The sequence below is a fragment of the Cephaloticoccus primus genome (assembly GCF_001580015.1).
Taxonomy (GTDB): domain Bacteria; phylum Verrucomicrobiota; class Verrucomicrobiia; order Opitutales; family Opitutaceae; genus Cephaloticoccus; species Cephaloticoccus primus.
Genome location: NZ_LSZQ01000012.1, coordinates 51461 through 74312 on the forward strand (window position 1 = coordinate 51461; position 22852 = coordinate 74312).

Annotated in this window: 22 protein-coding genes and 1 tRNA gene; 13 read left to right on the plus strand and 10 right to left on the minus strand. The window is 66.1% G+C overall.

The window, feature by feature from the left end; genetic code table 11:
- Window positions 1-12 precede the first annotated feature (12 nt).
- Window positions 13-234, minus strand: coding sequence for a hypothetical protein (locus tag AXK11_RS01315; RefSeq protein ID WP_068628555.1), 222 nt, complete (start codon window positions 232-234; stop codon window positions 13-15).
- A 37-nt stretch (window positions 235-271) separates the two neighbouring features.
- Here AXK11_RS01315 and AXK11_RS01320 point away from each other — a divergent pair, with 37 nt between their 5' ends.
- From AXK11_RS01320 to AXK11_RS01340, 5 genes are all read left to right on the plus strand, one after another.
- Entirely contained in the window at window positions 272-703 is a 432-nt protein-coding gene (locus tag AXK11_RS01320) for an EVE domain-containing protein (RefSeq protein WP_068628684.1), read from the plus strand.
- A 129-nt stretch (window positions 704-832) separates the two neighbouring features.
- A complete protein-coding gene (locus AXK11_RS01325; protein WP_068628557.1) occupies window positions 833-1795 on the plus strand; it encodes a prephenate dehydrogenase in 963 nt (320 codons plus the stop codon).
- A 148-nt stretch (window positions 1796-1943) separates the two neighbouring features.
- The gene (gene aroA, locus AXK11_RS01330) at window positions 1944-3305 is read left to right on the plus strand and encodes a 3-phosphoshikimate 1-carboxyvinyltransferase (protein WP_197456740.1); all 1362 of its coding nucleotides are present in this window, start codon (window positions 1944-1946) and stop codon (window positions 3303-3305) included.
- 15 nt (window positions 3306-3320) lie between these two features.
- Window positions 3321-4118, plus strand: coding sequence for a (d)CMP kinase (gene cmk, locus AXK11_RS01335; protein WP_068628561.1), 798 nt, complete (start codon window positions 3321-3323; stop codon window positions 4116-4118).
- Window positions 4115-4774 carry a lysophospholipid acyltransferase family protein gene (locus AXK11_RS01340; RefSeq protein WP_231865713.1) on the plus strand — a complete coding sequence of 220 codons (660 nt, stop codon included), beginning with the start codon at window positions 4115-4117 and terminating at the stop codon, window positions 4772-4774. The genes cmk and AXK11_RS01340 overlap by 4 nt, the downstream gene beginning before the upstream one ends.
- Window positions 4775-5145: 371 nt before the next feature.
- Here the strand turns inward: AXK11_RS01340 and trpS are convergent, their stop codons facing one another.
- A complete protein-coding gene (gene trpS / locus AXK11_RS01345) occupies window positions 5146-6114 on the minus strand; it encodes a tryptophan--tRNA ligase (RefSeq protein WP_068628562.1) in 969 nt (322 codons plus the stop codon).
- A 274-nt stretch (window positions 6115-6388) separates the two neighbouring features.
- Here trpS and AXK11_RS01350 point away from each other — a divergent pair, with 274 nt between their 5' ends.
- The gene (locus AXK11_RS01350; RefSeq protein ID WP_068628564.1) at window positions 6389-7843 is read left to right on the plus strand and encodes an alpha-L-fucosidase; all 1455 of its coding nucleotides are present in this window, start codon (window positions 6389-6391) and stop codon (window positions 7841-7843) included.
- 159 nt (window positions 7844-8002) lie between these two features.
- Window positions 8003-8695, plus strand: a complete 693-nt coding sequence (locus AXK11_RS01355; RefSeq protein ID WP_068628566.1) for an acyltransferase — start codon at window positions 8003-8005, stop codon at window positions 8693-8695.
- Window positions 8696-9065: 370 nt separating this feature from the next.
- On the opposite strand, the gene AXK11_RS01360 is transcribed toward AXK11_RS01355, so the two are convergent.
- Window positions 9066-9290: a hypothetical protein gene (locus tag AXK11_RS01360; RefSeq protein WP_068628568.1), complete on the minus strand. Its 225-nt coding sequence runs from the start codon at window positions 9288-9290 to the stop codon at window positions 9066-9068.
- A gap of 251 nt (window positions 9291-9541) precedes the next feature.
- Here AXK11_RS01360 and AXK11_RS01365 point away from each other — a divergent pair, with 251 nt between their 5' ends.
- Both AXK11_RS01365 and rapA read left to right on the plus strand, forming a co-directional pair.
- Window positions 9542-10714: an MBL fold metallo-hydrolase gene (locus AXK11_RS01365; RefSeq protein WP_068628570.1), complete on the plus strand. Its 1173-nt coding sequence runs from the start codon at window positions 9542-9544 to the stop codon at window positions 10712-10714.
- 73 nt (window positions 10715-10787) lie between these two features.
- Window positions 10788-13763 (plus strand): RNA polymerase-associated protein RapA, encoded by a 2976-nt coding sequence (gene rapA, locus AXK11_RS01370; protein ID WP_068628572.1) that lies wholly within the window; start codon window positions 10788-10790, stop codon window positions 13761-13763.
- Window positions 13764-13911: 148 nt separating this feature from the next.
- On the opposite strand, the gene AXK11_RS01375 is transcribed toward rapA, so the two are convergent.
- From AXK11_RS01375 to infA, 4 genes are all read right to left on the minus strand, one after another.
- Window positions 13912-14316 (minus strand): MauE/DoxX family redox-associated membrane protein, encoded by a 405-nt coding sequence (locus AXK11_RS01375; RefSeq protein WP_068628574.1) that lies wholly within the window; start codon window positions 14314-14316, stop codon window positions 13912-13914.
- Window positions 14317-14417: 101 nt separating this feature from the next.
- On the minus strand, window positions 14418-14669 hold the full coding sequence (locus AXK11_RS01380) for a hypothetical protein (RefSeq protein WP_068628575.1): 252 nt from the start codon (window positions 14667-14669) through the stop codon (window positions 14418-14420).
- 108 nt (window positions 14670-14777) lie between these two features.
- Window positions 14778-15773, minus strand: coding sequence for a site-specific tyrosine recombinase (locus AXK11_RS01385; protein ID WP_269446588.1), 996 nt, complete (start codon window positions 15771-15773; stop codon window positions 14778-14780).
- Window positions 15774-15861: 88 nt separating this feature from the next.
- Window positions 15862-16125: a translation initiation factor IF-1 gene (gene infA / locus AXK11_RS01390; RefSeq protein WP_068628577.1), complete on the minus strand. Its 264-nt coding sequence runs from the start codon at window positions 16123-16125 to the stop codon at window positions 15862-15864.
- A 205-nt stretch (window positions 16126-16330) separates the two neighbouring features.
- On the opposite strand from infA, the gene AXK11_RS01395 reads away from it, so the two are divergent.
- From AXK11_RS01395 to hisI, 4 genes are all read left to right on the plus strand, one after another.
- On the plus strand, window positions 16331-16846 hold the full coding sequence (locus tag AXK11_RS01395) for a nucleoside deaminase (protein ID WP_068628580.1): 516 nt from the start codon (window positions 16331-16333) through the stop codon (window positions 16844-16846).
- Between the two features lie 348 nt (window positions 16847-17194).
- Window positions 17195-17833 carry a superoxide dismutase gene (locus AXK11_RS01400; protein ID WP_068628582.1) on the plus strand — a complete coding sequence of 213 codons (639 nt, stop codon included), beginning with the start codon at window positions 17195-17197 and terminating at the stop codon, window positions 17831-17833.
- Window positions 17834-18246: 413 nt separating this feature from the next.
- Window positions 18247-18567 carry a gamma-butyrobetaine hydroxylase-like domain-containing protein gene (locus AXK11_RS01405; protein WP_068628691.1) on the plus strand — a complete coding sequence of 107 codons (321 nt, stop codon included), beginning with the start codon at window positions 18247-18249 and terminating at the stop codon, window positions 18565-18567.
- A 187-nt stretch (window positions 18568-18754) separates the two neighbouring features.
- Window positions 18755-19219, plus strand: a complete 465-nt coding sequence (hisI, locus tag AXK11_RS01410) for a phosphoribosyl-AMP cyclohydrolase (protein ID WP_068628584.1) — start codon at window positions 18755-18757, stop codon at window positions 19217-19219.
- Between the two features lie 324 nt (window positions 19220-19543).
- On the opposite strand, the gene AXK11_RS01415 is transcribed toward hisI, so the two are convergent.
- From AXK11_RS01415 to AXK11_RS01425, 3 genes are all read right to left on the minus strand, one after another.
- The gene (locus tag AXK11_RS01415) at window positions 19544-21856 is read right to left on the minus strand and encodes a beta-N-acetylhexosaminidase (protein WP_068628586.1); all 2313 of its coding nucleotides are present in this window, start codon (window positions 21854-21856) and stop codon (window positions 19544-19546) included.
- 47 nt (window positions 21857-21903) lie between these two features.
- Window positions 21904-21990: transfer RNA gene (locus tag AXK11_RS01420), tRNA-Ser, on the minus strand.
- A 175-nt stretch (window positions 21991-22165) separates the two neighbouring features.
- Complete coding sequence (locus AXK11_RS01425; protein ID WP_156469130.1) at window positions 22166-22615, minus strand: hypothetical protein; 450 nt, start codon at window positions 22613-22615, stop codon at window positions 22166-22168.
- Window positions 22616-22852 lie beyond the last annotated feature (237 nt).

A 22852-nucleotide genomic window follows, 5' to 3' on the forward strand; every position in this document is an offset into this window, starting at 1 on the left:
GGCGCCCGCCGCTCAGCGGCGGGCGAGGAAGATCACGACAGGGACGGCGATGAACAGAGCCATCAGCCCGTAGAGCAGCAGGATGGCGCGGCGGGCGCGGGCTGCCGGTTTACCTTGCGGGCCGCTCGCCCTCCCGCCCCTCCCGCCTGGCGGCTCGTCGTGTGCCGGAGGAGCGGGAGGGGCGGGAGGGGGCTGCGTGGCGGCCTGCGTTTCGGGCTTTTCATGCGCGTTCATGGCGGCCTTTACTGGCCGAGGCCCCACGGGCTGCGCCATGACAAAACAATACTGGCTAGTGAAATCCGAACCGGGTGCCTACGCGTGGGCCGACCTCGTCCGCGATGGACGCACTGACTGGACGGGCGTGCGCAACTACCAGGCGCGCGCGCACCTGGCCGCGATGCGTGCGGGCGACCTCGTATTCTTCTACGAGAGCGTCAGCACCAAGGCGGTGCTCGGGCTGGCAGAGGTCACGCGCACGGCCTTCCCCGATGCGACCGCGAGCGGTGCGGACGCGCAGCGCGGCTGGATCGCCGTCGAGCTGCGGGCACTGCGCGCGCTGCCGCAGCTCGTGACGCTGGCGCAGATCAAGGCGGAGCCCAGCCTCGCCGAAATCGCGCTGATCCGGCAGAGCCGGCTCTCGGTCATGCCGCTGGGGGCCGCCGATTTTGCGAAAATCGAACAGCTCGGCGGAGCGAAGGTCTAGTTTGCCGCCAGGGACAAGGGCACAACTGCGCGAAGCGCCGCCGCAGACTCCCCCCTCTCCCCCGCCCATCCCGCCTGCCCGCAGCCGAAATCACTACACTTATATATAGAGAGAGAAAAAGGAGCACCCATGTTTGCGCAGATCACGGTTATCGCCCCGGGGCTACTCGGCAGCTCAGTCGCCCAAGCCGCCCGCGCCCGCGGGCTCGCCCGGCGCATCGTAATCTGGGCGCGCCGCGCCGAGGTGCGCGAGCAGATCGCCGCCCAGGCGTGGTGCGACGCTGCTCCCGCAAGCCGCGCCGAAGCCGTGAGCGGGGCAGCTCTCGTGGTGATCGCCGCGCCGGTCACGCAAATCGTGCCGCTCGTGCGCGAAATCGCCCCCTCACTCCCTCCCCGCCCCGCCCTCTCGCCCTTCCCCTCCGGCGCACTCGTGACCGACGTCGGCAGCGTAAAGGCGGAGATCTGCCGCGGCGCGCACGAAGCACTCGCGGTGGCGAGCTCCGGCGGCGGGAGCGGTGAAGCGGGAGCGGCAGGAGGGCGGGGCCAGAGGGAAGGGAGGGCACATTTCGTGGGTGCACACCCGATGGCGGGCTCCGAGAAAACCGGCTGGGAACACGGGCAGGCCGATCTCTTTGAAGGCCGCACCTGCTTCGTGACCCCGCTGGCCGAGGCTGGCCCGGAGGCGACGAGCGAGGCGGTGGCAAACGCGAACGAGGCCGTCGCGCAATTTTGGCGCGCGCTCGGTAGCCGCGTGGTGCGCGTCGCGCCCGAGGAGCACGACGAAATCGTCGCGCACATCAGCCACCTGCCCCAGGCGCTCGCCTCGACGCTGTGCGCCGCGCTCGGGCGCCAGCACCCGGACTGGCCGCAATACGCCGGAGCCGGGCTGCGCGACACGACGCGGATCGCGGGGAGCGACCCGCAACTGTGGCGCACGATTTTCGAGCAAAACCGCGAGGCCGTCCTCCGCGCACTCGACACCTACGCCGCCGAGCTGCGCGAGTTTCGCGACGCGCTGGCCCGCCGCGACTACGCCGCCGTGGCTGCCACCCTCGCCAAGGGGCAAGACACCCGCCGCCACCTGCTGGCTTAACCACCGAGTGGGGAGAAGGCAGTGCTTATCAGGCGATAAGCTCCGGCAGAGCCAAGGCTGGCGCAGGGTCGCCGGTCTTTTCGTTTGGCGGCATGCCCGTTGGTACGCTGTGCTCTCGTTTCCCATGCCAAAGCCGCTCGCTGATCCTTTGCCCATTTTCCCTGGTGCGCCTGTACGCGGGGCGCTCACCTTGCCGGGCTCGAAGAGCATCACCAACCGCGCGCTCGTCCTCGCCGCGCTCGCCGAGCGGCCCGTGACGCTGCGCGGCGCACTGTTTAGCCGCGACACGCGGATCATGGTCGCCGCACTGCGCGAGCTGGGCTTTCGCGTCGAGACCGATGAGGCCGCGCTGACGATCACCGTGCACGGGTGCGGCGGCGAAATCCCCGCCCGCGAGGCCACAATCGATGTGGGCAATGCGGGCACGGCGGCGCGTTTCCTCACCGCGCTGGTCTGCCTGCGGCGCGGTGGCGTGTACCACTTCGATGGCGACGCGGCCATGCGCGCCCGCCCGATTGCGGGGCTGCTGGATGCGCTCACGCAGCAAGGCGCCGAGGCCAGCGCGCGGCAGTTTCCCTTTACGCTGCGCACGGCGGGGCTGGCCGGCGGGCGCGTAAGGCTCGACGCCTCGGCCAGCTCGCAACTGATCTCGGCGCTGCTGCTCGTCGCACCAAGGGCCGCCACCCCGCTGCGGGTCGAGCTGATCGGCGACACGGTCTCAAAACCCTTTGTCACGATGACGGAGCGGATGGTGAGCGACTTCCCCGCGCGGTTCGCGCCCCACACGCGAGCAGCCGACAAGCCCAACCCGCAGGCGGCCACAGCGCGCACAGCCGAAGCCGAGGCTGCCTCCGCCGGCGGCGCCGACGCGGCGGTACTCGACTACGAAATCGAGGGCGACGCGACTGCCGCCAGCTACTTCGCCGCGCTGCCGGTCGTGACGGGCGGCGGCCAGCTCTCGCTCGGCGGGCTCAAGCTCGGGCCCGACGCGCTGCAAGGCGACACGGCGTTTATCGCGCTGCTCGCCGAGCGCGGGCTGATCCGCCACGAGGGCCGCAGCATCTCGCGCAGCGCAGCGGACGCGCCGCCCCACGGCATCGACGCCGATTTTAACGCCTTCTCCGATACGTTTCTCACGCTCGCCGCAATCGCGCCGCTGCTCAAGGGGCCCACGCGCATCACCGGCATCGCCCACACACGGCATCAGGAAACGGATCGGGTCGCGGGCATGGCGCGCGAGCTGCGCAAGCTCGGCCAGCACGTGATCGAGACGGAGGACGCGCTCGAAATCCACCCGCGCCCGCTCGTGCCCGATCAGGTGATCGAGACTTACCACGACCACCGCTTCGCGATGAGCTTCGGCGTCCTCGGCTGCCACGATCTGCGCGGCGACGGGCAGCCTTGGCTCTCGATCAAAGACCCGTCTTGCTGCGGGAAGACCTTTCCCGAGTTTTTCGACGTCCTCGACTCCCTGCGCCAAAGCGCTGCCCAAACTGCCGCTGTCTCTTAACACGGACTCTTACCGATGCCGCCCTCGCCCCACAGTCCCCAAACCGCCACCGCTGCTGCTGCGGCATCCGCAGCCGCAGCCGAGCGCGACGCGCCGATCATCGTCGCCATCGATGGCGGGGCCGCCTCCGGAAAATCTTCCACGGCGCGCTCGCTCGCTGCGCGCTTCGGGCTACTGCATGTGGACACGGGCTCGTTTTATCGGCACCTGACCGCCGAGCTGCTCGCGCGCGGGGCGGCGGCGGACGAGCAGCCCGCGCTCGACGCGGTGCTGCGCACGCTGCGCTTCTCGACGCGCGTCGCAGGCTACTCGGCACAGATGTTGATCGAGGGGCGCGCCGCCGGAGACGAGATCCGCGGCGCCACGGTAAATGCGCGCGTCTCGCACTACGCCGCCGTGCCCGCAGTGCGCCGCGCGCTGCTCGCCTACCAGCGCGCGCAGGCCCAGGTCGCGCACGAGCACGGCTTTCGCGGCGTCGTGATGGAGGGGCGCGACATCGGCTCGGTGATTTTCCCCGAGGCGGAGTTTCGCTTCTTCCTGCATGCCGATGCGAGCGCACGCGCCGCGCGCCGCGCCGCCGAGGGCCGCGAGGACTCGATTGCCGAGCGCGACCGGCTGGACACTTCGCGCAAGGAAGCGCCGCTGGTCTGCCCCGCTGGCGCCATCGACATCGATACCACGCAGCTCAGCCTCGCCGAGGTCATTGAACGGATAGCCGCGATCATCGCCCGAAAACGCCCCGAGCTTGAAGCCACCACAACGCAACCCGACCGCGCCACGCACGCGCCGCGAGGCGACACTTCCGCGACATGAGCCTGCCGCTGCGCCAAGTCGAGATGGAGCCGGTGTACGGCTTGTTCCACTACCTGTTTACCAGTGCGTACGGGATGTTTTTTCGCGGCGAGGTCGAGGGGCAGGCACAGCTCCCGCAGGAGGGCGGCTTCCTGATCGCGGCCAACCACGCGAGCTTTCTGGACCCGCCGATGATCGGCGCGCAGGTGTCGCGCCAGCTCGCGTTTTTCGCGCGCAAGACGCTGTGGCGCGGCGGCTTCGCCTCGTGGTGGCTCGACACGGTGGGGACGATCCCCGTCGACCGCGACGGCGGCCAGGATGTGAACGCGATCAAGCGCGTGCTCGGCGCACTCAAGCGCGGGCGCGGCCTGATCCTGTTCCCCGAGGGGACACGCTCGCCCGACGGCCAGTTGCGCGAGCCCAAGGCAGGCGTGGGCCTCATCGCGTGCCGCGCGCAAGTACCGGTCGTGCCCGCGCGGATCTTCGGCTCCTTCGAAGCGATGGGAAAGGGGCAGCCGCTGCGCCTGGGAACGCCGGTCAACATCGTCTTCGGGCCGCCGATTTTCCCGAGCGAATACGACGACGCGCGCGCAGGCAAAGCCCGCTACCCACTCGCCAGCGAGCGGATCTTTGAACGCATCGCCGCACTGCAAGAGCCGCAGCGGCCAGTCATTTGATCCACTACGCGTGGGGCGGTGGCGGGGCGCCACTTGCCATTGAATTTGGGAATCGGCCCCGTCGCTACGCGACGAAGCACGATTCCCAAATTTAACGAGCCATCCCCTGTCGCGTTGCGACAGAGGATGAAGCCCAAAATCCGAATGGAGCGTAAACCCATTGGGGCGACCCTCGTTGGTTTACGGGTTAAACTCCTGCCCGACCAGAGGTCGGGGGATTTTCATGTAAATTTTCGATTTTGTCCGGGCGCAAAGCGCACGCGCAAAATCGAAAATTAAATGGAAGTGGTCACCAGACGGTGCACCAACGAGTGCACCGCACAATAAAACGGTCGAAGACCGCGCCCCCCGCGCAGGGGTCAGTGACCGTCTTAGCGGCTCAGGCCCGCGGCCTGGCGGACGCGCTGGAGGACGCCCGAGGCGACTTCGCGGGCGCGGGCCGCACCGTCGGCGAGGACGCCGTCCACATAGGCGGGATCTGCTGCGAGCTCGGCGCGCTTTTGGCGGAAGGGCGCGAAGAATTCCCAGTAGTGCTCGAAGAGCACCTTCTTCAGGTCGCCGTAGCCGAGGCCGCCCGCGCGCAGCCGCGCTTCGCAGTCGGTGGCGACATCCTCGGGTGCGACCAGCCGCAGCAGCTGGATTGCGGTGTTTTTCTCGGCGTCGGACTTGGGCTCTTCGCGGCTGCGGCTGTCCATGACGATGGACATGATTTTTTGGCGCAGGGCTTTTTCTTCGCCGAAGATTTCGAGCGTGTTGCCGTAGCTCTTGCTCATCTTTTGGCCGTCAAGCCCGGGCACGGTCGCCACGCCGTAGCGCTCCTCGTGCTCGGGGATGGTGAAAGTCTGGCCGTAGGCTTGATTAAACTTGATGGCGAGGTCGCGGGTCATCTCGACGTGCTGCTTCTGGTCTTTGCCGACGGGCACGCGCTCGGCGTCGAAGAGCAGGATGTCCGCGGCCATGAGGACGGGGTAGGCGAAGAGGCCGAAGGAGGCGGAGAGGCCGCGCGCGACCTTGTCCTTATAACTGTGGGCGCGCTCCAGCAGGCCCATCGGAGCGAGCGTGCCGAGGATCCACATGAGCTCGCAGACTTCGGGCACGTCGCTCTGTTTCCAGAACACGCTCCTGGCGGGATCGATCCCGCAGGCGAGCCAGTCGAGCGCGGCTTCGCGCGTGTTGGCTCGGCGGCGCGGGCCGTCACTGAGCGAGGTCATCGAGTGGTAATCGGCGATGAAGAAGAAGCAGTCGCCATCGGCCTGCGCGGTGAGGGCGGGCTTGATCGCGCCGAAGTAGTTGCCGATGTGGAGCGAGCCAGAGGGCTGGATGCCGGTGAGTGTGCGCATGTTGGGGAGAATGTGTAAGGAAGGCGGTGTGAGGGTAGTGTCGTTTTCCCCAGTTGGTTTGGCGAGGGGAGGCGGCGGATGGTCGGGAGGCTTGGGGGGCAGATCAAGCGAGGCGCGGGCGGCGGGGCCAAGCCGATTTGTCGGCGCGGCGCGAAGCGGCATTGCTTCCGGCAGCAAAGTCTCCATAGCCGCAGCTCGTCTTCCGGGACTTGTTCACCGGACTTAACCCGCCCCACACCTTCCCAACCTGCTTCACCGTCACCCGCTCGTCATCATGTCCCAATCGCCCCGCCCTCCTGCTGCTCCCGCCGCGCCAGCCGCTGCTCCCCTGCTCCCCTTCCCGCCGACCAGTGCGCGCCCGCGCCCGAGTGCCGCGCAGCTCGCGTGGCAACGCGAGGAGATCGCGCTGTTCGTGCACTTCACCGTAAACACGTTTACCGGTCTTGAGTGGGGCATGGGCAGCGAGTCGCCCGCGATTTTCAACCCCCGCGCGCTGGATGCGCGCCAATGGGCGCGCGTCGCCAGGCAAGGCGGCGCAGGCACGCTCATCCTGACCGCCAAGCATCACGATGGCTTCTGCCTGTGGCCGACGAAAACGACCACGCACTCCGTGGTGAGCAGCCCCTGGCGCGACGGAAAGGGCGATGTGGTGCGCGAGTTTGTCGATGCCTGCCGCGCGGAGGGGCTCGACGTCGGCCTGTACCTGTCGCCCTGGGATCGCAATGCGGCCTGCTATGGCCAAGGCGAAGCGTACAACGATTTTTATATCGAGCAGCTCACCGAGCTGCTCACCCAATACGGGCCAATCGTGGAGCTGTGGTTCGACGGCGCCAACGGCGAGGGCCCCAACGGCAAAAAGCAGGAATACGACTGGGCGCGGATCCACGAGACCGTGCGGCGGCTCCAGCCCGGGGCGGTCATGTTTTCCGACGGTGGGCCGGACCTGCGCTGGATCGGCAACGAGACCGGCAGTGCGGGCAGCACCTGCTGGAGCAGCGTCGATCCGCAGCGCGTGCCCTACGCGGGATTTGACGCGCCCTGGGTAAACGAGGCGCTCCAGCAGGGCGACCCGCACGGCACGGCGTGGCGCGTGGGCGAGACCGATGTGTCGATCCGCAAGGGCTGGTTCTGGCGCAGCAGCGAGGACGATCAGGTGCGCAGTCCGGCAAATCTCCTCGCGCTGTATTTCAGCTCCGTGGGGCGCAACAGCAAGCTGCTGCTCAACATCCCGCCGACGGACGAGGGCCTGTTTCACGAAAACGACGTGCGCGCCTTTCTGGAGTTTGCCCGCCTGCGCGAGCAGCTCTTCGCCAGCGACGCGGCACCCGGGGCCAGCCTCGGCGCGAGCAGCGGCGGCGAGTCCGCCAGCGCGGTTTTCGATGGCGCCCCCGACAGCTACTGGGCCCCCGCCGAGGGCGAGCACAGCGGCTGGCTGGAGCTGCGCTGGCCGCAGCCCGTGAGCTTCGACGTCGTGCACTTGCGCGAAGCGATCACCGAGGGCCAGCACATCGCCAACTACCGCGTCGACGTGTGGCGCGACGGCGCGTGGGCCCCGCTGACCTGGGGCACCACAATCGGCTACTGTAAGCTGAACCCGGTGCCGCTGACCGAGACCGACCGGCTGCGCGTCGTGATCGAGCACGCCTACGACCGGCCGCGGCTCGCCCGCATCGCCCTGCACCGCAACCCCACCGGCACCGTTGTAGAGAAAGCCCCCTGGGCTCTGTGAGCCAGCCACTCACGCTCGCGCGACACGGGCGACACGCGGCGCATGCTGCCCTGCTGCCCTGCTCACGCAGGGGCCGGGCTTGGTAATCGCTCAAGGCGGAAACGACATTGACGAGGTGGCAACGACACCTCGCCAAATAGGAGAGGTCGAAGACCTCCCATGCACGCTGCTGATTTTTTTTCACTGCCCGAGTCGCTCTCCGTTTTTGCCAAACAATTCCCCGCGCAATTGCCGCCCTGGGAGTGGTTGAAACAGATCGCAGCCGCGCTGGCCGAGCGACAAGCGGCGCAGCCGCACCCACCTGCGATCAGCCTGCCCGCAGGGGTGCACGTCGAGGGCTGGGTACACATCGACCCGAGCGTAAAACTTCCGCCGCACGCGACGTTGATCGGCCCGCTGTGGATCGGCCCGGGCACGGAGATCCGGCCCGGCGCTTACTTGCGCGGTAACGTGATCGTCGGCGCGGGCTGTGTGCTGGGGAATGCCTGCGAGTTTAAAAACGCGCTGCTGCTCGACCGCGTGCAGGTGCCGCATTTCAGCTACGTGGGCGACTCGGTACTGGGGAACGGGGCACACCTCGGCGCGGGCGTCATCTGCTCCAACCTGCGGCTCGATCAAGGCGAGATCGAGGTCGATACGGGAGAGACCCGCATCCCGACCGGCTTGCGAAAGTTCGGAGCGATCGTGGGCGACGAAGCGGAGGTCGGCTGCAACGCCGTCCTCATGCCAGGCACCCTGCTGGGGCGACGCTCGCTGGTGATGCCGCTCACGCCCTTTGGCGGAGCACTCGCCGCCGGAATGACCGCGCGCGACCGCCCTTCGATCAACCGCCAAGCCCGCCGAGGGGGCTAAGACCCTTTTCGCTGGCGACTCGCCAGTGTCCCTTGCCATCGGGAATTGACCCCTATTTCTCCACTACGCGTGGGGCGGCAGGCGGTGCCTGCACCCATTTACTGTGCGGCTTGCTGTCGGGCGTTCCGCCCGACGAACAAGCCGCACAGTAGAAAGAATCGGTAATTCACCGACAAACCGCTTCACCCCGTCCCAATCGGTTCCATTCGCATTTGATGCCCTATTCCCTGTCGCAATGCGACAGGGGGAGGTTCCGTTAAATTTGGGAATCGTGCTCTGGCGGGGTCGCAGACCCGTTTTATCGCCGGAGCCGATTCCCAAATTGAATGGCAAGTGGCGCCACGCCACCGCCCCACGCGCAGTGGAGGACTCAACCGCCGATGCGGATGCTGGGGTCAGCAGTGGGGATGACGCCGCGCGCGGCATCGGCGCGGTAGAGGGTGCTGCCGCCGATTTCACTACGCGCCTCGGGGGGCAAGCCCTCGTTGCTAAAAAGTGAAGGAGCATCGACGGGGTGATCGCGCATCGTGGAGATACCAAACCAGCCAAGAACCGCGGCACCGATGAGAGTCACAATAAAGCGAAAGTAGTCCATACGGCTGCCAAGGCTTCGCGGCCCGCCCGCCCTGTAAAACGGGACCACTCGCGTAGGATTCCCCAGCGACTGCCTGATTCCCGCATCCCGATTTAATCGGCAGCACTTGAGAATGCGGGGGACTTGCCCAGCCTGCGCACCTCTCCCGTCTCTCACACCGCAGCTCCGCAGCGCGGGTCGCGCACACCGCGCCGCCCGCATCACCCAGCACGCCCGCGCTCCCTGCTCCGCTCCCCTGCCCTCCGATAAAAATGCTCACCAAGCTCATGCTCTTCGCCCTCGCCGCAGTCCTGCTGCTCGCCCTCGCCGCCGCACTGTTTTACTTCACGCACCCCGTCTTCGGCAGTGCGCCGCGCGGCGAGCGGCTCGCGCGGATCACCCGCTCGCCCAACTACCGCGACGGCAGTTTTCAAAACCAGATCGAGACGCCGATGCTCACGACCGACGAGTCGCGGCTCTCACTCATGTTCAGAAACTTCAGCGGCAAGCGTGCCGAGACCCGCCCCCCTCGCCCGCTGCCCACGATCAAGACCGACCTGCGCGCGCTCGACCGCAGCGAAGACCTCATCCTCTGGCTCGGGCACTCCTCGTTCTACGTGCAGCTCGGCGGGCTGCGGATCCTGGTCGATCCGATTTTCAGCGACTACGCCGCACCGTTTTCCTGGGCGAACCGCGCCTTCGCGGGCACGCTCGTTTACACCGCCGAGGACATGCCGGAGATCGACCTGCTCGTCATCACGCACGATCACTACGACCACCTCGACTACCCGACCGCGCGCGCGCTGCGCGCCAAGGCGCGCAAGATCGTAGCGCCGCTCGGCGTCGGCGCGCATCTGGAGCGCTGGGGCTACGAAAGCGACCGCGTGGCGGAGCTCGACTGGGGCGACTCGTATCGCGCCGCGCCAGACGGCGTGACCGCCGTAGGTGAAGCCGCCACCGCCGTGGAGGTAATCGCCACGTCCGGGCGGCACTTTTCCGGCCGCACATTCAAGCGCAGCCAAACCCTGTGGATGGGCCTCATCCTGCGCTCGGCGCAGCGGCAGCTCTTCTTCAGCGGCGACACTGGCTACGGGCCGCACTTTGCCGAGATCGGCGCGCGGCACGGCCCCTTCGATTGGGTGAGCCTCGACAGCGGCCAATACAACGACCGCTGGCGGCACATGCACATGCGGCCCGAGGAGTCCGCCCAGGCCGCGCAGGAGCTCGGCGCCCGCGCGTTTACTCCCGGGCACGTAGGGCGCTTCACGCTCTCCGATCACGATTGGGATGACCCGTTCCGGCGCATCGCGGCAGCCAGTGCCGAGCGCCCCTACGCGCTGTGGACGCCGCTGATCGGGCAACCCATGTATCTGGACGGGCGCGCCCAACACTTTGGCCCGTGGTGGGAGGCGCTGCGAGCACCCGCCGCAGCCGCCGCCGAGTAGCCCGCGGCAATCCAGCGCCTGCGTAAATTAAACAATCGCGCCGCGCCTGCGCACGGCTTCGCTCGGAGGGCTTATGATCCTAGACCTAGCCGGACAACGTTGTGTGAGTGAGCGCGAGCCCGAGCTCGGGCTCGGCCTGGTCAGCGAGCTCGACCACAACCAGATCACGATCGAGTTTCCCGCCACGCGCGAACGGCGGATCTACGCGCGCGGCACCCCCGTCCTCAAGCGCGTCCGCTTCAAGGAGGGCGACCGCGTCGCCACCCGCGCCGGAGCCAGCTTCACCGTCGAGGCCGTCATCGAAGACAGGCCCGCGAGCAGCGGCGCGGGAAGTGCAGTGGCGAGCACCGCCGGGCGGCTCCTCGTCTATGTGGGCAACGGCGGCAGCCTGCGCGTGCCCGAGTCGGAAATCGCCGATGCGATGAGCGCCAACTCGCCCGCCGACCGGCTGCTCACCGGCCTGGCCGAGCCCGCCGAGGTCTTCGACCTGCGCTACCGCACACTCCAGTGGCAGGCCGAGCTCGCCCGCAGCGAGCTGCGCGGCATGCTCGGGGGCCGCGTCGATCTGATCGCGCACCAGTTTTACATCTTGAGCGAAGTCTCGCGCCGCCAGATCCCGCGCGTGCTGCTCTCCGACGAAGTCGGCCTCGGCAAGACGATCGAGGCCTGCCTGATCCTCCAGCGGCTGCTCGCCACCGGCCGCGTAAAGCGCGCACTGATCCTCGTCCCCGAGTCCCTCGTGCACCAGTGGTTCGTCGAGCTGCTGCGCCGCTTCAACCTGTGGTTTACGATCTTCGACGAAGCCCGCGCGCAGGCCCTCGAAGCCAGCGGCAGCGAGGAAGGCGCAGGCGGAGCAGACGCCGAAAAGGCCAACCCCTTCCTCTCCAGCCAGCTCGCCCTCGCGGCCATCGGCACGCTCGCCGAAAACGAAAAACGCCGCGCGCAGACAATCGCCGCGGGCTGGGATCTCGTCATCGTCGACGAGGCCCACCACCTCGGCTGGTCGCCGCAAGCCGCCTCGCCCGATTACCAACTCGTCGAAGCACTCGCGCAAAACACGCCCGGGCTGCTACTGCTCACCGCCACGCCAAACCAGCTCGGCTCCAGCGGCCACTTCGCCCGACTGCGGCTGCTCGACCCACACCGCTACAGCGACTACCAGGCCTTCCTCGAAGAGACGGAAGGCTACGCCTCCATCGCCGGCATCGCCGATGCGCTCGTCGAGGGGCGCCCGCTCTCGGCTGCCGATCATCAAGCCCTGCTCAAGATTTTCGACCGCGATCCGCAAAAGCTCAGCCAGCACCTCAGCGCGCTGGAAAGCGGCGGGGCCGACGCCCGCGCCGCGCTCCTGCGCACGCTGCTCGATCAACACGGCACGGGCCGCATGGTCTTTCGCAACACGCGCGCGGCCATGCGCGGCTTCCCCAAGCGCAAGTACCAGCCCGCGCCAATCGAGGGCGCCAGCCCCGAGCAGCTCGCCCAGGTCGCGCGCGAAATCCTCGCCGAAGAATCGGGCGAACAGTCGCCCGCACCAGAGACCGAAAGCGCGGCGAAACGCGCGGCCACACGCGCGCCGCGCTACTCATTCAAAGGCGACCCGCGGCTCGCCTGGCTGATCGGTTTTTTAAAGAAACACGCGCGCGAAAAAGTCCTCCTCATCTGCAAAACCGCGGCAAAGGCACTCGCGCTCGAAACCGCCATCAAAGAGCAGCTCAACCTGAACCTCGCGCTCTTCCACGAAGGGCTCTCGCTGATCCACCGCGACCGCCAGGCCGCCTGGTTTGCCGAGCCCGATGGCGCGCAGCTCCTCATCTGCTCGGAGATCGGCAGCGAGGGGCGCAACTTCCAGTTCGCCCACCACCTCGTCCTCTTCGACCTGCCGCTCAACCCCGGCCTCGTCGAGCAGCGCATCGGGCGGCTCGACCGCATCGGCCAGTCGCAGACCATCCGCATCCACGTGCCGTACCTCGTGGGCGGGGCCGATGAGGCGATTGCCCGCTGGTACCACCACGGCCTGGCCGCCTTTGAAACACCGCTGCACGGCGGCAACGATTACCGCGACGCGTACCACGAGCGGCTCCTCGCCCTCGTAGCCGAGTTTGGAGAAAAGGCGACCGACTGCGCGGACGCGCAGGCGAAGCTCGAAACCCTCATCGCCGAGACGGAAAAATTCCGCGCCGCGCTAAACCAGAAACTCGCGCAAGGCCGCGACCGGCTCCTGGAGCTCAACTCCTACGAACCCACGCGCGCCGCCGCGCTGATCGAGAAAATCCGCGCCGCCGACTCCAGCCCCACACTGCGCGAAAACCTGAGCACGCTGCTCGACCACTTCGGCGTGCGCGTCGTCGATCACGAGGCGGGCGACGTCTCGCTCGACGCCTCCCAAGCCTACGTCGAGGGCTTTCCGGCGATCCCCGCCGAGGGCGGCCTGCTCGCCACCTACTCGCGCGCCCGCGCGATTGCGCGCGAAGACATCGGCTTCCTCTCCGCCGATCATCCACTCGTGCAGGACACCATCGACCTGCTCATCAAATCGCCCACGGGTACGACTGCCTTTTGCCTGCTCGAATCCGACACGCCGAACCTGCTGCTCGAAGCGGTCTTCGTCCTCGAAACCGTCGAAGACACGCGCTGGCACCTCGACCAGTTCCTGCCGCCCACACCGCTGCGCGTCCTCGTCGACATCCACGGCCGCGACCGCGGCGCAGAGCTGCCGCCCGAGGCGCTCGCACGCGATCTGGAGGACGCGCCGCTGCCGCAGTTTCTGGAAAAACCCGGGTTCAACGCCACGCTGCTTAAAAACCTGCTCGAAGGCGCGACCGAGCTCGCTGAAGCGCAAGCCGCCCCGCTGCGCCAAGCCGCGCGCGAAACCGCCGCCGCGCACCTCACCGCCGAGCTCCAACGACTCGTCGACCTGAGCAAGCTCAACGACAACGTGAGCAACAAAGAGATCGAGCTCGCCAAGCAACAAGTGCGCCAGACCCGCAAGGCAATCGAAGCCTCCCGCCTGCGGCTCGACTCCATCCGCCTAATCCTCGAAGGAGCCTGAGGCCTTTTCATTGGCGGCGCACTCCTCGGCATACGGTCTTCGACCGTTTTACTGTGCGGTGCACCCGTTGGTGCACCGCGCCGGGGCGCGCTTTTCTTTGCGGGCCGCTCGGTGGCGCGTCGGCGAAGCGGTGCGGATTCGGCCTCAGCTAACCCTTCGACAAGCAGGACAGGGCGAAGGCGGCAAAGGCAGCGCTGAAGACGCTGTAGTCCAGCGCGGGCTTGAGCCCGACAGAAAAGGCCATCGCCGCTCCAAACGACAGCAGCAACAGGCCGCTGAGGAGCGCGACTTCCCGCGATTTCCATGTCGTCAAAAGCAAGACGCCCAAGGCGAGTTCCAGCGCGGTGACAAAGTACGCCAGTGGCCCGATCCAGGCCGCGGGAAACCACGGGTTCAGCGATTTCGTATAGGCCACAAAGTGCGCAAAGTCACCCCACACGACGCCCCCTTTTCCCGACTTCCCCCAAACGCCAAAGCGATCGGCGACCGCGCTGATGAAGGCCACAGAGAGGGCGAGCTTCAGCCCCCAGATGACAAAAGGATTACTCTTCATGATTTGTCCCGGACTCACACGGCGCCGGTTTAACTCAGGTTTTTTAAAAAATCGCCCACGCGGGTTTCCCCTTCCTCCGGCCTGGCATGCGTCGGCTCACGCTACGCGCCGCGCGCAGTCTCGCGCGCACTGTAGTAGGGGATGATCTGCTTGAGGTGGCCTTGCACGATGCTGCCGATTGTCTGCGGCGGCAGCTCGTCTTTGTGGAGCTCGAAAATCGCGACGAGCAGGGCCAGCTCGATATCGACTTTTTGCCCGCCCGGCCCGGCGGCACGGCGCATCTCGGCCAGCAGCTCCAGGGCCTTTTTTTCCACCCGCTTGTAGTCCTTAAAACTTTCTTCAGTCGCAGCCATCGGGGAAATCGGTGCGGGAGCGCGGGGCGAAAATCCAGCGCGAAACGAAAGGCCCGACAGCGCGCAGGCGAGCGACGGCACGCGGGAAACACACGGGCCACTGCGCGGCTAATCGAGGGGCTCGCGATTGCGCGGGTGAAACCGCGCGTGCTGCTCGACGAGGTGCTGCGGCTCGACTGCCGTATAAATCTGCGTCGTCGCGATGCTCGTATGGCCCAGCATCTCCTGAATCGCGCGCAGGTCGGCACCGCCGCTCAGCAGGTGCGTGGCAAAGGAGTGCCGCAGCAGGTGCGGCTTTACGGTTTTCGTGATTCCCGCCGCGCGCGCGTATTTTTTTACCAGCACCCAGAGCATGATCCGCGAGAGCCCGCGGCCGCGCTTGCTGAGGAACAGCTCGCTGCCGGTGTGCGGCTTCACGAAGTAGGGGCGGCCCGCCTCCAGCCAGCGTGTAATCGCGGCAGTCGCCTTGGAGCCGACGGGGATGACGCGCTCCTTCGAGCCTTTGCCAAAGACGCGCAGGAAGCCGTGCTCCAGGTCGACTTGCTGGATCGTCAGCGTGCCCAGCTCGGTGACGCGCAGGCCGCTGGAGTAGAACAGCTCCAGCAGGGCCTTGTCGCGCAGCGCCTGCGGGTCGCCGCCGCTCGGCGCGGCCAGGAGCCGCTCGACCTCTTCGTGGGTGAGCGTGTCGGGCAGCGTGCGCTGGAACTTTGGCGCGGTGAGCAGGGCCGCGAAATCGTCTTCGCGCAGCCGCTCGCGCACGAGATAGAGCGCAATCCCGTGGAGCGCGGCCAACTTTCGCGCAAGGCTCGCGGCCGCATAATCCGCCGTGCTCAGGCTTTGCACCCAAAGCGCAGCCTCGCGCCCCGCCACGCTGCGCCAATCGCTCACACCGCGCTGCGCGAGAAAGGCCGCGCACTGGTCGAGATCGCGCAAGTAGCCCTCTTGCGTTTTGGGCGAGAGCCCGCGCTCCAGCCCGACGTAGTTGAGGAAGCCATTGATGTCTTCGGCAAACGCGGCAGGTGCGGACGATTGGCCGACCCAGGCGTTGGCGTAGCGGCGGCGCGGACGGCCCGTTTTTCCGGCGCGGGCACGGGCCGGCGGCACGGGGGGACTTGGGGCCGGCGCAGCCGCTCGGCCTGGCGGCGCAGCGCCGACGACGGCAACGGGCGGCCCGGAGTGCTGCCCCGAAACGCTAGCGTCTGCGACGCTGAAAGTGGCCCGGGCGGTTGGCATTTTGCTCGCGCACCCGATAGGTGATGCGCGCCTTCTCCAGGTCGTAGGGGCTCATCTCCATTTTTACCAGATCGCCCGTCGCGATCTTGATGAAGTGCTTGCGCAGCTTTCCCGAAATGTGCGCCAGCACGACGTGTCCGTTGGAGAGCTCGACCTTAAACATCGTGCCCGGCAGGACGGCCACGACCTTTCCCTCTACCTCAATCGCATTTACATCTGCCATACGAGAGCGAGGGGGGCTTGGGTGAGGGAGGCTGGGTGCATATTATAAAGTCGGGAAAACGTGCCTGGATGAAAGGAGGGGCACTTGTAAGCCTTAGCGGGGCTGCCCAAGTCAAGGTTTTACACGCAGCGGAGCCTCGGGCTGTGTTGGCGCACACGCGACCGCCACGCCGCGCATACGCCTGCGCGCGCCAAACCCACACCCGATGCAAACCACCCGCAAGCCCGCTCCCGAGTGCCCTTTTGAGAAACGCTTCCCCTCGCAACTGCTGCGCGATGACACGTTTTTCATGACCTTGGCCTACAACCAGGCCATCGACGCGTGGCGGCGCGGCGAAGTGCCCGTCGGCGCAGTGATCGAGCGCGAAGGCGAGATCGTCGCCCTGGCGCACAATACGGTCGAAAACTCGCGCGACCCGACCGCGCACGCCGAGCTGCTCGCGATCACGCAGGCCGCGCGCGCTCTCGGCGACTGGCGGCTCGAAGGCTGCACGCTCTACGTCACCAAGGAGCCCTGCCCCATGTGCTCCGGCGCCGTCCTGATGTCGCGGCTCAAGCGCGTGTGCTACGCCGTGCGTGACCCCAAGATGGGCTGCCTCGGCGGCGCCAGCGACCTCAACGCCATCCCCACAATCAACCACCACCTCGAAATCTCCGCAGGCGAAATCATGGAGGAAGACTGCCGCGTACTCCTGCAAACCTTCTTCCGGCTGAAACGGTGAGGGGGCGGGAAACGGATACATCACCCGCGAATGAATCGAAAACCCATTGAGGCGAACTCTTTGGTTAACGGGTTAAGTCGCCCTTTGGTCCGAGTGGCCCAACGAAGGCCTCGCCTGCACACCGACCAACTCAACACGGCCCCCTGCGTGAATGGGGAGAAGAGCGGCGTGCCTCCCAAGTCGCGCGAGCGTGCACGCCGCCAACAAGCGGCATGCAAATTGGCACGGGGTGGCCCCACCCCCGCGCGAGTGTGAACGGATATGCCACCGGCATCTTGACGGGAGCTATTAGGTGCGCAGATTCCGGCCCACCCGATTATTAACCGACAACCTGAACCCTCAGTAACAATGGCATATAAACTCCCTGAACTCGAATACGCGACCGACGCACTGGAACCCTACATCGACCGCGAGACGGTAGAGATCCACCACGGCAAACACCACCAGACCTACGTCAACAACCTCAACGCCATCCTTGAAGGCGCAGGCATCACCCCACCCGATTGCCTGTGCGACCTCATCTCCAACATCGGCGACCTGCCCGAGGCGATCCGCACGCCTGTGCGCAACAACGGCGGCGGCGTCGCCAACCACAACTTCTACTGGAAGAGCCTCGCCCCCGCAAAAGGCGGCGCCCCGACTGGTGCGCTCGCCAAGGCCATCGACGAGACCTTCGGCTCCTTTGAGAAGTTCAAGGAAGAGTTCTCCAAGGCGGGCGCCACGCGCTTCGGCTCCGGCTGGGCCTGGCTCTACCTGACGCCCGAGAAAAAGTTGGCTGTGGGCTCGACCGCCAATCAGGACAACCCACGCATGGGCAAGGCAATCGCCGGCATCGAAGGCACTCCGCTACTCACGATGGATGTCTGGGAGCACTCCTACTACCTGAAGTACCAGAACCGCCGCCCCGACTACATCGGCGCCTTCTGGAACGTCGTGAACTGGGATCGAGTCGCCGAGCGCTACGCCGAAGCCCTCGCCGAGGCTTGATAGGCCCGCATCCTATTGGGCACGGACCAACGCGCCCGTGCCGAGTTTCGCGGTTCCCTGTGCGGCGACCTCGCCGCCTCTCCGTCGGGGCGGCAGTGTTTACTCACTCCGGCCCTTGGTCAGCAGGAAAGATCGCGCGGCCCGCTGCTTACTTCGCGCGAGCGTAAGTGGCAGAGGGCACTACCCTCTGTGCGGCGACCTCGCCGCACATTTTGTTTTCGTTTATCAAACCGGCGCGGCCCCAGCGAAGCCGCGCCAAATGGGAAAACCGCTTGTGCCCAATTCGCGGGGCGCCGAACTCCCCAAAACGAGCTCGGACGGATTTCTTAAACTCATTGAACCGACGAGCCGCCAACGAGCGGCTCGCAAAATACATGGGCCCTCGGCCCCGCAAAATAAACCAGCCCGCGGCTGTGGTTACACCGACCAACATACAACTCATCGGAAAGGAGCTCGCGATTGCGTGGAGCGACGGCGTCGAGACCTACTACGAGTGCGCGCGCCTGCGCGCTGCCTCGCCCAGTGCGCAAGCTCAAGGCGAGCGCGACATCCTGGGCCAGGTGCACGGCGGCGAAGGCCCGACCACTGCGCGCGACCACAGCGCCGTCAGCATCCTCGGCTGGCAAGTCGTGGGAAACTACGCGCTGCGCTTCGACTTTAGCGACGGGCATCGCACCGGCATTTACTCCTTCGAGTACCTGCGCCAGCTCGCGGCAAATCCCCATCGCGCCTGACTGCGCCGCCCGCCCGCACCGAGCTGCGCTCTGCGCAGAGCCACACGCGCGCCTTCCCTCCCCTCACATTAAGACGAGAACAAACGTCGCCACCGCACACCGCTCCCCCTACACACGAAAAAAACGACCCGCATCCATCCGCACAACGGCGTCCTGCACACCAAACTTCACCACCACCCAGCCGACCATGAGTGCCTTTGTTTTTCCCGCACGCACCACCACTGCCGAGATCGAACTCGGCACCACCCTCCAACCCAAGTTCGACGCCGAAGGGCTCATCCCCTGCATCACCACTGACCACCTCACCAACGAAGTGCTGATGTTTGCCTTCATGAATGCCGAGTCACTCGCGCACACCCTGCGCACCGGCAAGGCCACCTACTGGAGCCGCTCACGGCGCAAGCTCTGGTGCAAAGGCGAGGAGTCGGGGAACGTGCAACTCGTCAAAGCCGTCCTCACCGACTGCGACCAGGACGTCATCCTGCTGAAGGTCGAAAGCATCGGCGGCGTCTCCTGCCACAACGGCTACAAATCCTGCTTCTACCGCCAGCTCAGCGGACAAGCCGATCCCGACAACCAGGCGAGCATGACCCTGCAATTCGTCGCCCGCCGCCTCGTAGATCCCAAGACCCTGTACAAGAAAAAGGCATAAGCCCGGCCACCCCGTGAGCCGTCCCAGCCCACTCCCCATCGACAGCGCGGGAGCAGGGCGGCTACGTGAATTTACGCGCTTGCGGAAAGTACGGAGGAATACTCCCTGACACCTTGGCACAGCATCCGTCCGGCGTTGGTTAAACACCCATTCGGCCAGCATCGGACAGACTAGGGGTAGTCGAGGCTGTGTCAGCCGGGGCCTTAAAAAGCCCGTTTTGCTTCGCACAGAAGGCGCATCCGATTCGCTCGGGTGCGCCTTCCTACGTTTACTCCAAAACGGTGGCGGGCGGGCACCTCCTCGCGTGGGCGTAAACACCCGCGGTCACTGGCCGTTTCGCGCTTCTTCGGCAGTGAGGAGCTGGAGGCGCTTGATGGCCCAGAGGGTTTCGCGCGGGAGCTCGGTAAACTCGTCGCCGGTGAATTTAAGGTGCAGGTCGTGTCGGCCACTGAGGCCTTCGGGCAGCGGCAGGGTTACGGTTTTGATCGGTGTGGGCAGCGCGGGATCGACGAGTGCTTGAGCGACCGGCTCGCCCTCGAAGCCGCCAAAGTAAAGTTGCAGGTAGACGGGCTCGGTAGCGCGCTGGAGCGGCTGTTCGTGCTCTGGCGCGAAGGCGAAGTTGTAGGGCACGTCGAGTGCTTCGACACGCAGGCTGCGGATGCCATCGAGCGGCGCCTGTTTCCAGACCCAGCGGGGCGTGACGATATTGACAAGGACGGTGAGTCGCTCGCCCTCCAGCGGCTCATCGTCCTCGAGGCGGCGGCCACTTTCCGGCTGGGGAAGGAGTTGCTCGGCAGTGCGGGTGCGCAATGCGAGCGCATCCACCACGGCGCGGTGCGGCTTGGCAATAGGCCGCCCCTCAAAGAAGGCGTTGACGGTGATCGTGACGGGGAGCGCGAGCGTGAGCGGCTCGGTGTAGCGCGGCGAATCGGCACGCGGTTCGCTGCCGTCGGTCGTGTAGCGCAGCTCACCAAATCCGGTCTGGCTCCAGAGTCGCACTTGGGCGGCACTCGGGTTTGGGCCCGCATCGGCATCGGCAGGCTCCGCGTCGATCTGCGCGGCGAAGGCGCTGTCAGCGGCAGCAATTCCGGTGCGGTGCAGCCGGCGGAGCTGCGCGACGATGCGCGGCAAGAAGCCCCGCCAATCGCGCAGGGCTGCGGGCGACCACGCGTTTTCGGCGATGGCAGAGAGCCGCGGGTAGAGCATGTGCTCCACGTGCTGCGGTATGCGGATATGCTCGGTCCAAAGGTTCGCTTGATAGCCGATAATCCGATGCGCAGCGCTGGCGGGCACGTCCTCGGGAATCGGCTCGTGCTCGTAAACCACCTGAAGCGTGGTCGGCCAATCGTGGCCGGGAGGCGCGGCGTGGGCAAAAGACTGTGCGCAATTCAGGTAAGTGTAAGCGGAGGGCGTCATCACGACATCGTGCCCTGCCTCGGCAGCCACTGCGGCGCTTTCGAGTTTGTACCAGACCATCAGGCTGGCGCCCTCGGGCAACGGGCCGCCGTCGATGATTTCGGTCCAACCGATGAGTTGGCGTTCGTTGGCGGCGAGGAACCGGGCAACACGACGGACGAACCAGCTTTGCAGCGCGTTCTCGTCGGCGAGGCCGAGCGCACGGATTTTCTCCTGCACCTTGGGCGAGTTTTTCCAGTGATGTTTTACGGCCTCGTCACCGCCGATGTGAATGTAGCGACTGGGGAAGATGTCGAAAAACTCGCGCAGGATGTTTTCCAGAAACGCGAAGGCTTCGTCGGTCACATCAAAGATGTAGGGGTGGATCCCCCAGTCGGGCGAAACCTCGGGCGCCTGCCCTGTGGGGCCAAACTCGGGGTAAGCGGCCAGCGCGGCGCGCGCGTGGCCGGGCATATCAAACTCGGGCACGACCGTGATGTGCCGCTCGGCAGCGTAGGCGACGATGTCGCGCGCCTCGGCCTGCGTGTAAAACCCGCCGTAGCGCAGCGGCTGCCCATCGGGGCCGATTCCCGCCTTGCCCGCAGGGATGCGCCACGCGCCGACTTCGGTGAGTTTTGGGTAGCGCTTGATTTCCAGCCGCCAGCCTTGGTCATCGGTGAGGTGCCAATGGAAGGTGTTGAGCTTGTGCCGCGCGGCCTGGTCGATCAGCCGCTTGATCTGCTCGACCGGCTGCATGTGGCGGGCGGAGTCGAGCATGAAGCCGCGCCACTTGAAGCGTGGCGAGTCGGTGATCCGCAGCGCGGGAAGCGTGGCGGGGAGCGCGGGTTCGGGCGCAGCAGTGAGGAGCTGCCAGAGCGTAACTGCGCCGTAAAAAAGTCCGGCTGCATCGCCCGCGCGGATCGAAACGCCGGAGGGCGTGATTTCCAGAACGTAGCCCTCGCGCGGCAGCTCAGCGCCTTCGTCGAAGCGAAAGCGGATCACGCGCGCGGCTGCGGGTGCTGCGGCCGCCTCGGCTCCGTCGGCGGCTTCCACAAGCTGCGGGAGTTTTTGCCCAAAACTCTCTTCGACCATCGCCGCAAATTGGGCAGCGGCCTTGGCAGTGTGCGGTTTGCCGCCAATTGCAATGAGCGCCGTTTGCGCCGTGAGCGTGAACTGACCTTCGCCGCGTTCGACTTGGGCAGGCTGCGGAATCAAGGACAGCGGAATTGGGGGCGTGCTCATTTTTTGGGGGGAAAGCAAAGGGCTACGAAGCGGTGAGCGATCCCGCGCGGAGGAGGAGGGATTCGAACCCCCGGTGGGCTTACACCCACGTCTGTTTTCAAGACAGATGCCTTTAACCACTCAGCCACTCCTCCGTGACTCGGAACGTGCGAAGCGTGATGCACGCCCCACCACCCCAGGTCAAGGAGGCTGTGGCGCCACCTCTTCCCGCTCGCACGCTCACTAGCCTCACGCGAACGAGATACTGTCATTTATGAATCTCTACGAAATCACAGCGCCGACAGCCGCTCAGCGCGCCGCTGAAAAAGATCATGAACCAGACTTACGCTTCTTCGGCTTTTTCGGTTTGGGAGAAGCTGGGCCGCCGCGAAGGCGTTTATGGACAAGCTGCTTCAGGGTTCCGAGATGGGCCGCAATCTCGGGCAAAGCTTGAGCCGCTTCGCCAAGTGTGAAGAGCAGGTCCTGAAGCTCCGGGCCGAAACCCGCGAAGCGCTGGATCGCAGGCGGCACGGCAGCTGAAGTCTGCCCCGACTCGTTGAGGGGAAAGACCAGGTAGCCCTTGGGCATGTCCGCAAGCTCCTCCAGTGTGGCTGCCCGACTTTCCCCAAACGGCTTGGCGTGGAGCAATGAGGAGAGCTCCCCCCGGTTAATGCCCGTTGCGTGGACGAAGGCAGCTTGAGAGCCCTCATGATGGGCCTTGATCCAAGCGTGAAGGCGGGCGCGGCGGGCCTCCATGATTTCCCCTACGGTACGGTTCATCCGGATGGCCTAAGATTACCTCTGAGTAATCACGAATTAAATTAATCGGGGCGCAGTGGGAAAACCCGGCCTTATTAATGCTGTATGGAATTGACTAAATTTATTATATAGTAAAAATCTCCAAGCCATGAAATCGCTTCGAGCCTATCTGGGAAAACTGGCTGTGGCGCAGCAGCACGAGTATGCGAGTCGGGCGGGAACTTCGCTGGGGTATCTGCGCAAATCACTCTGTGTGGG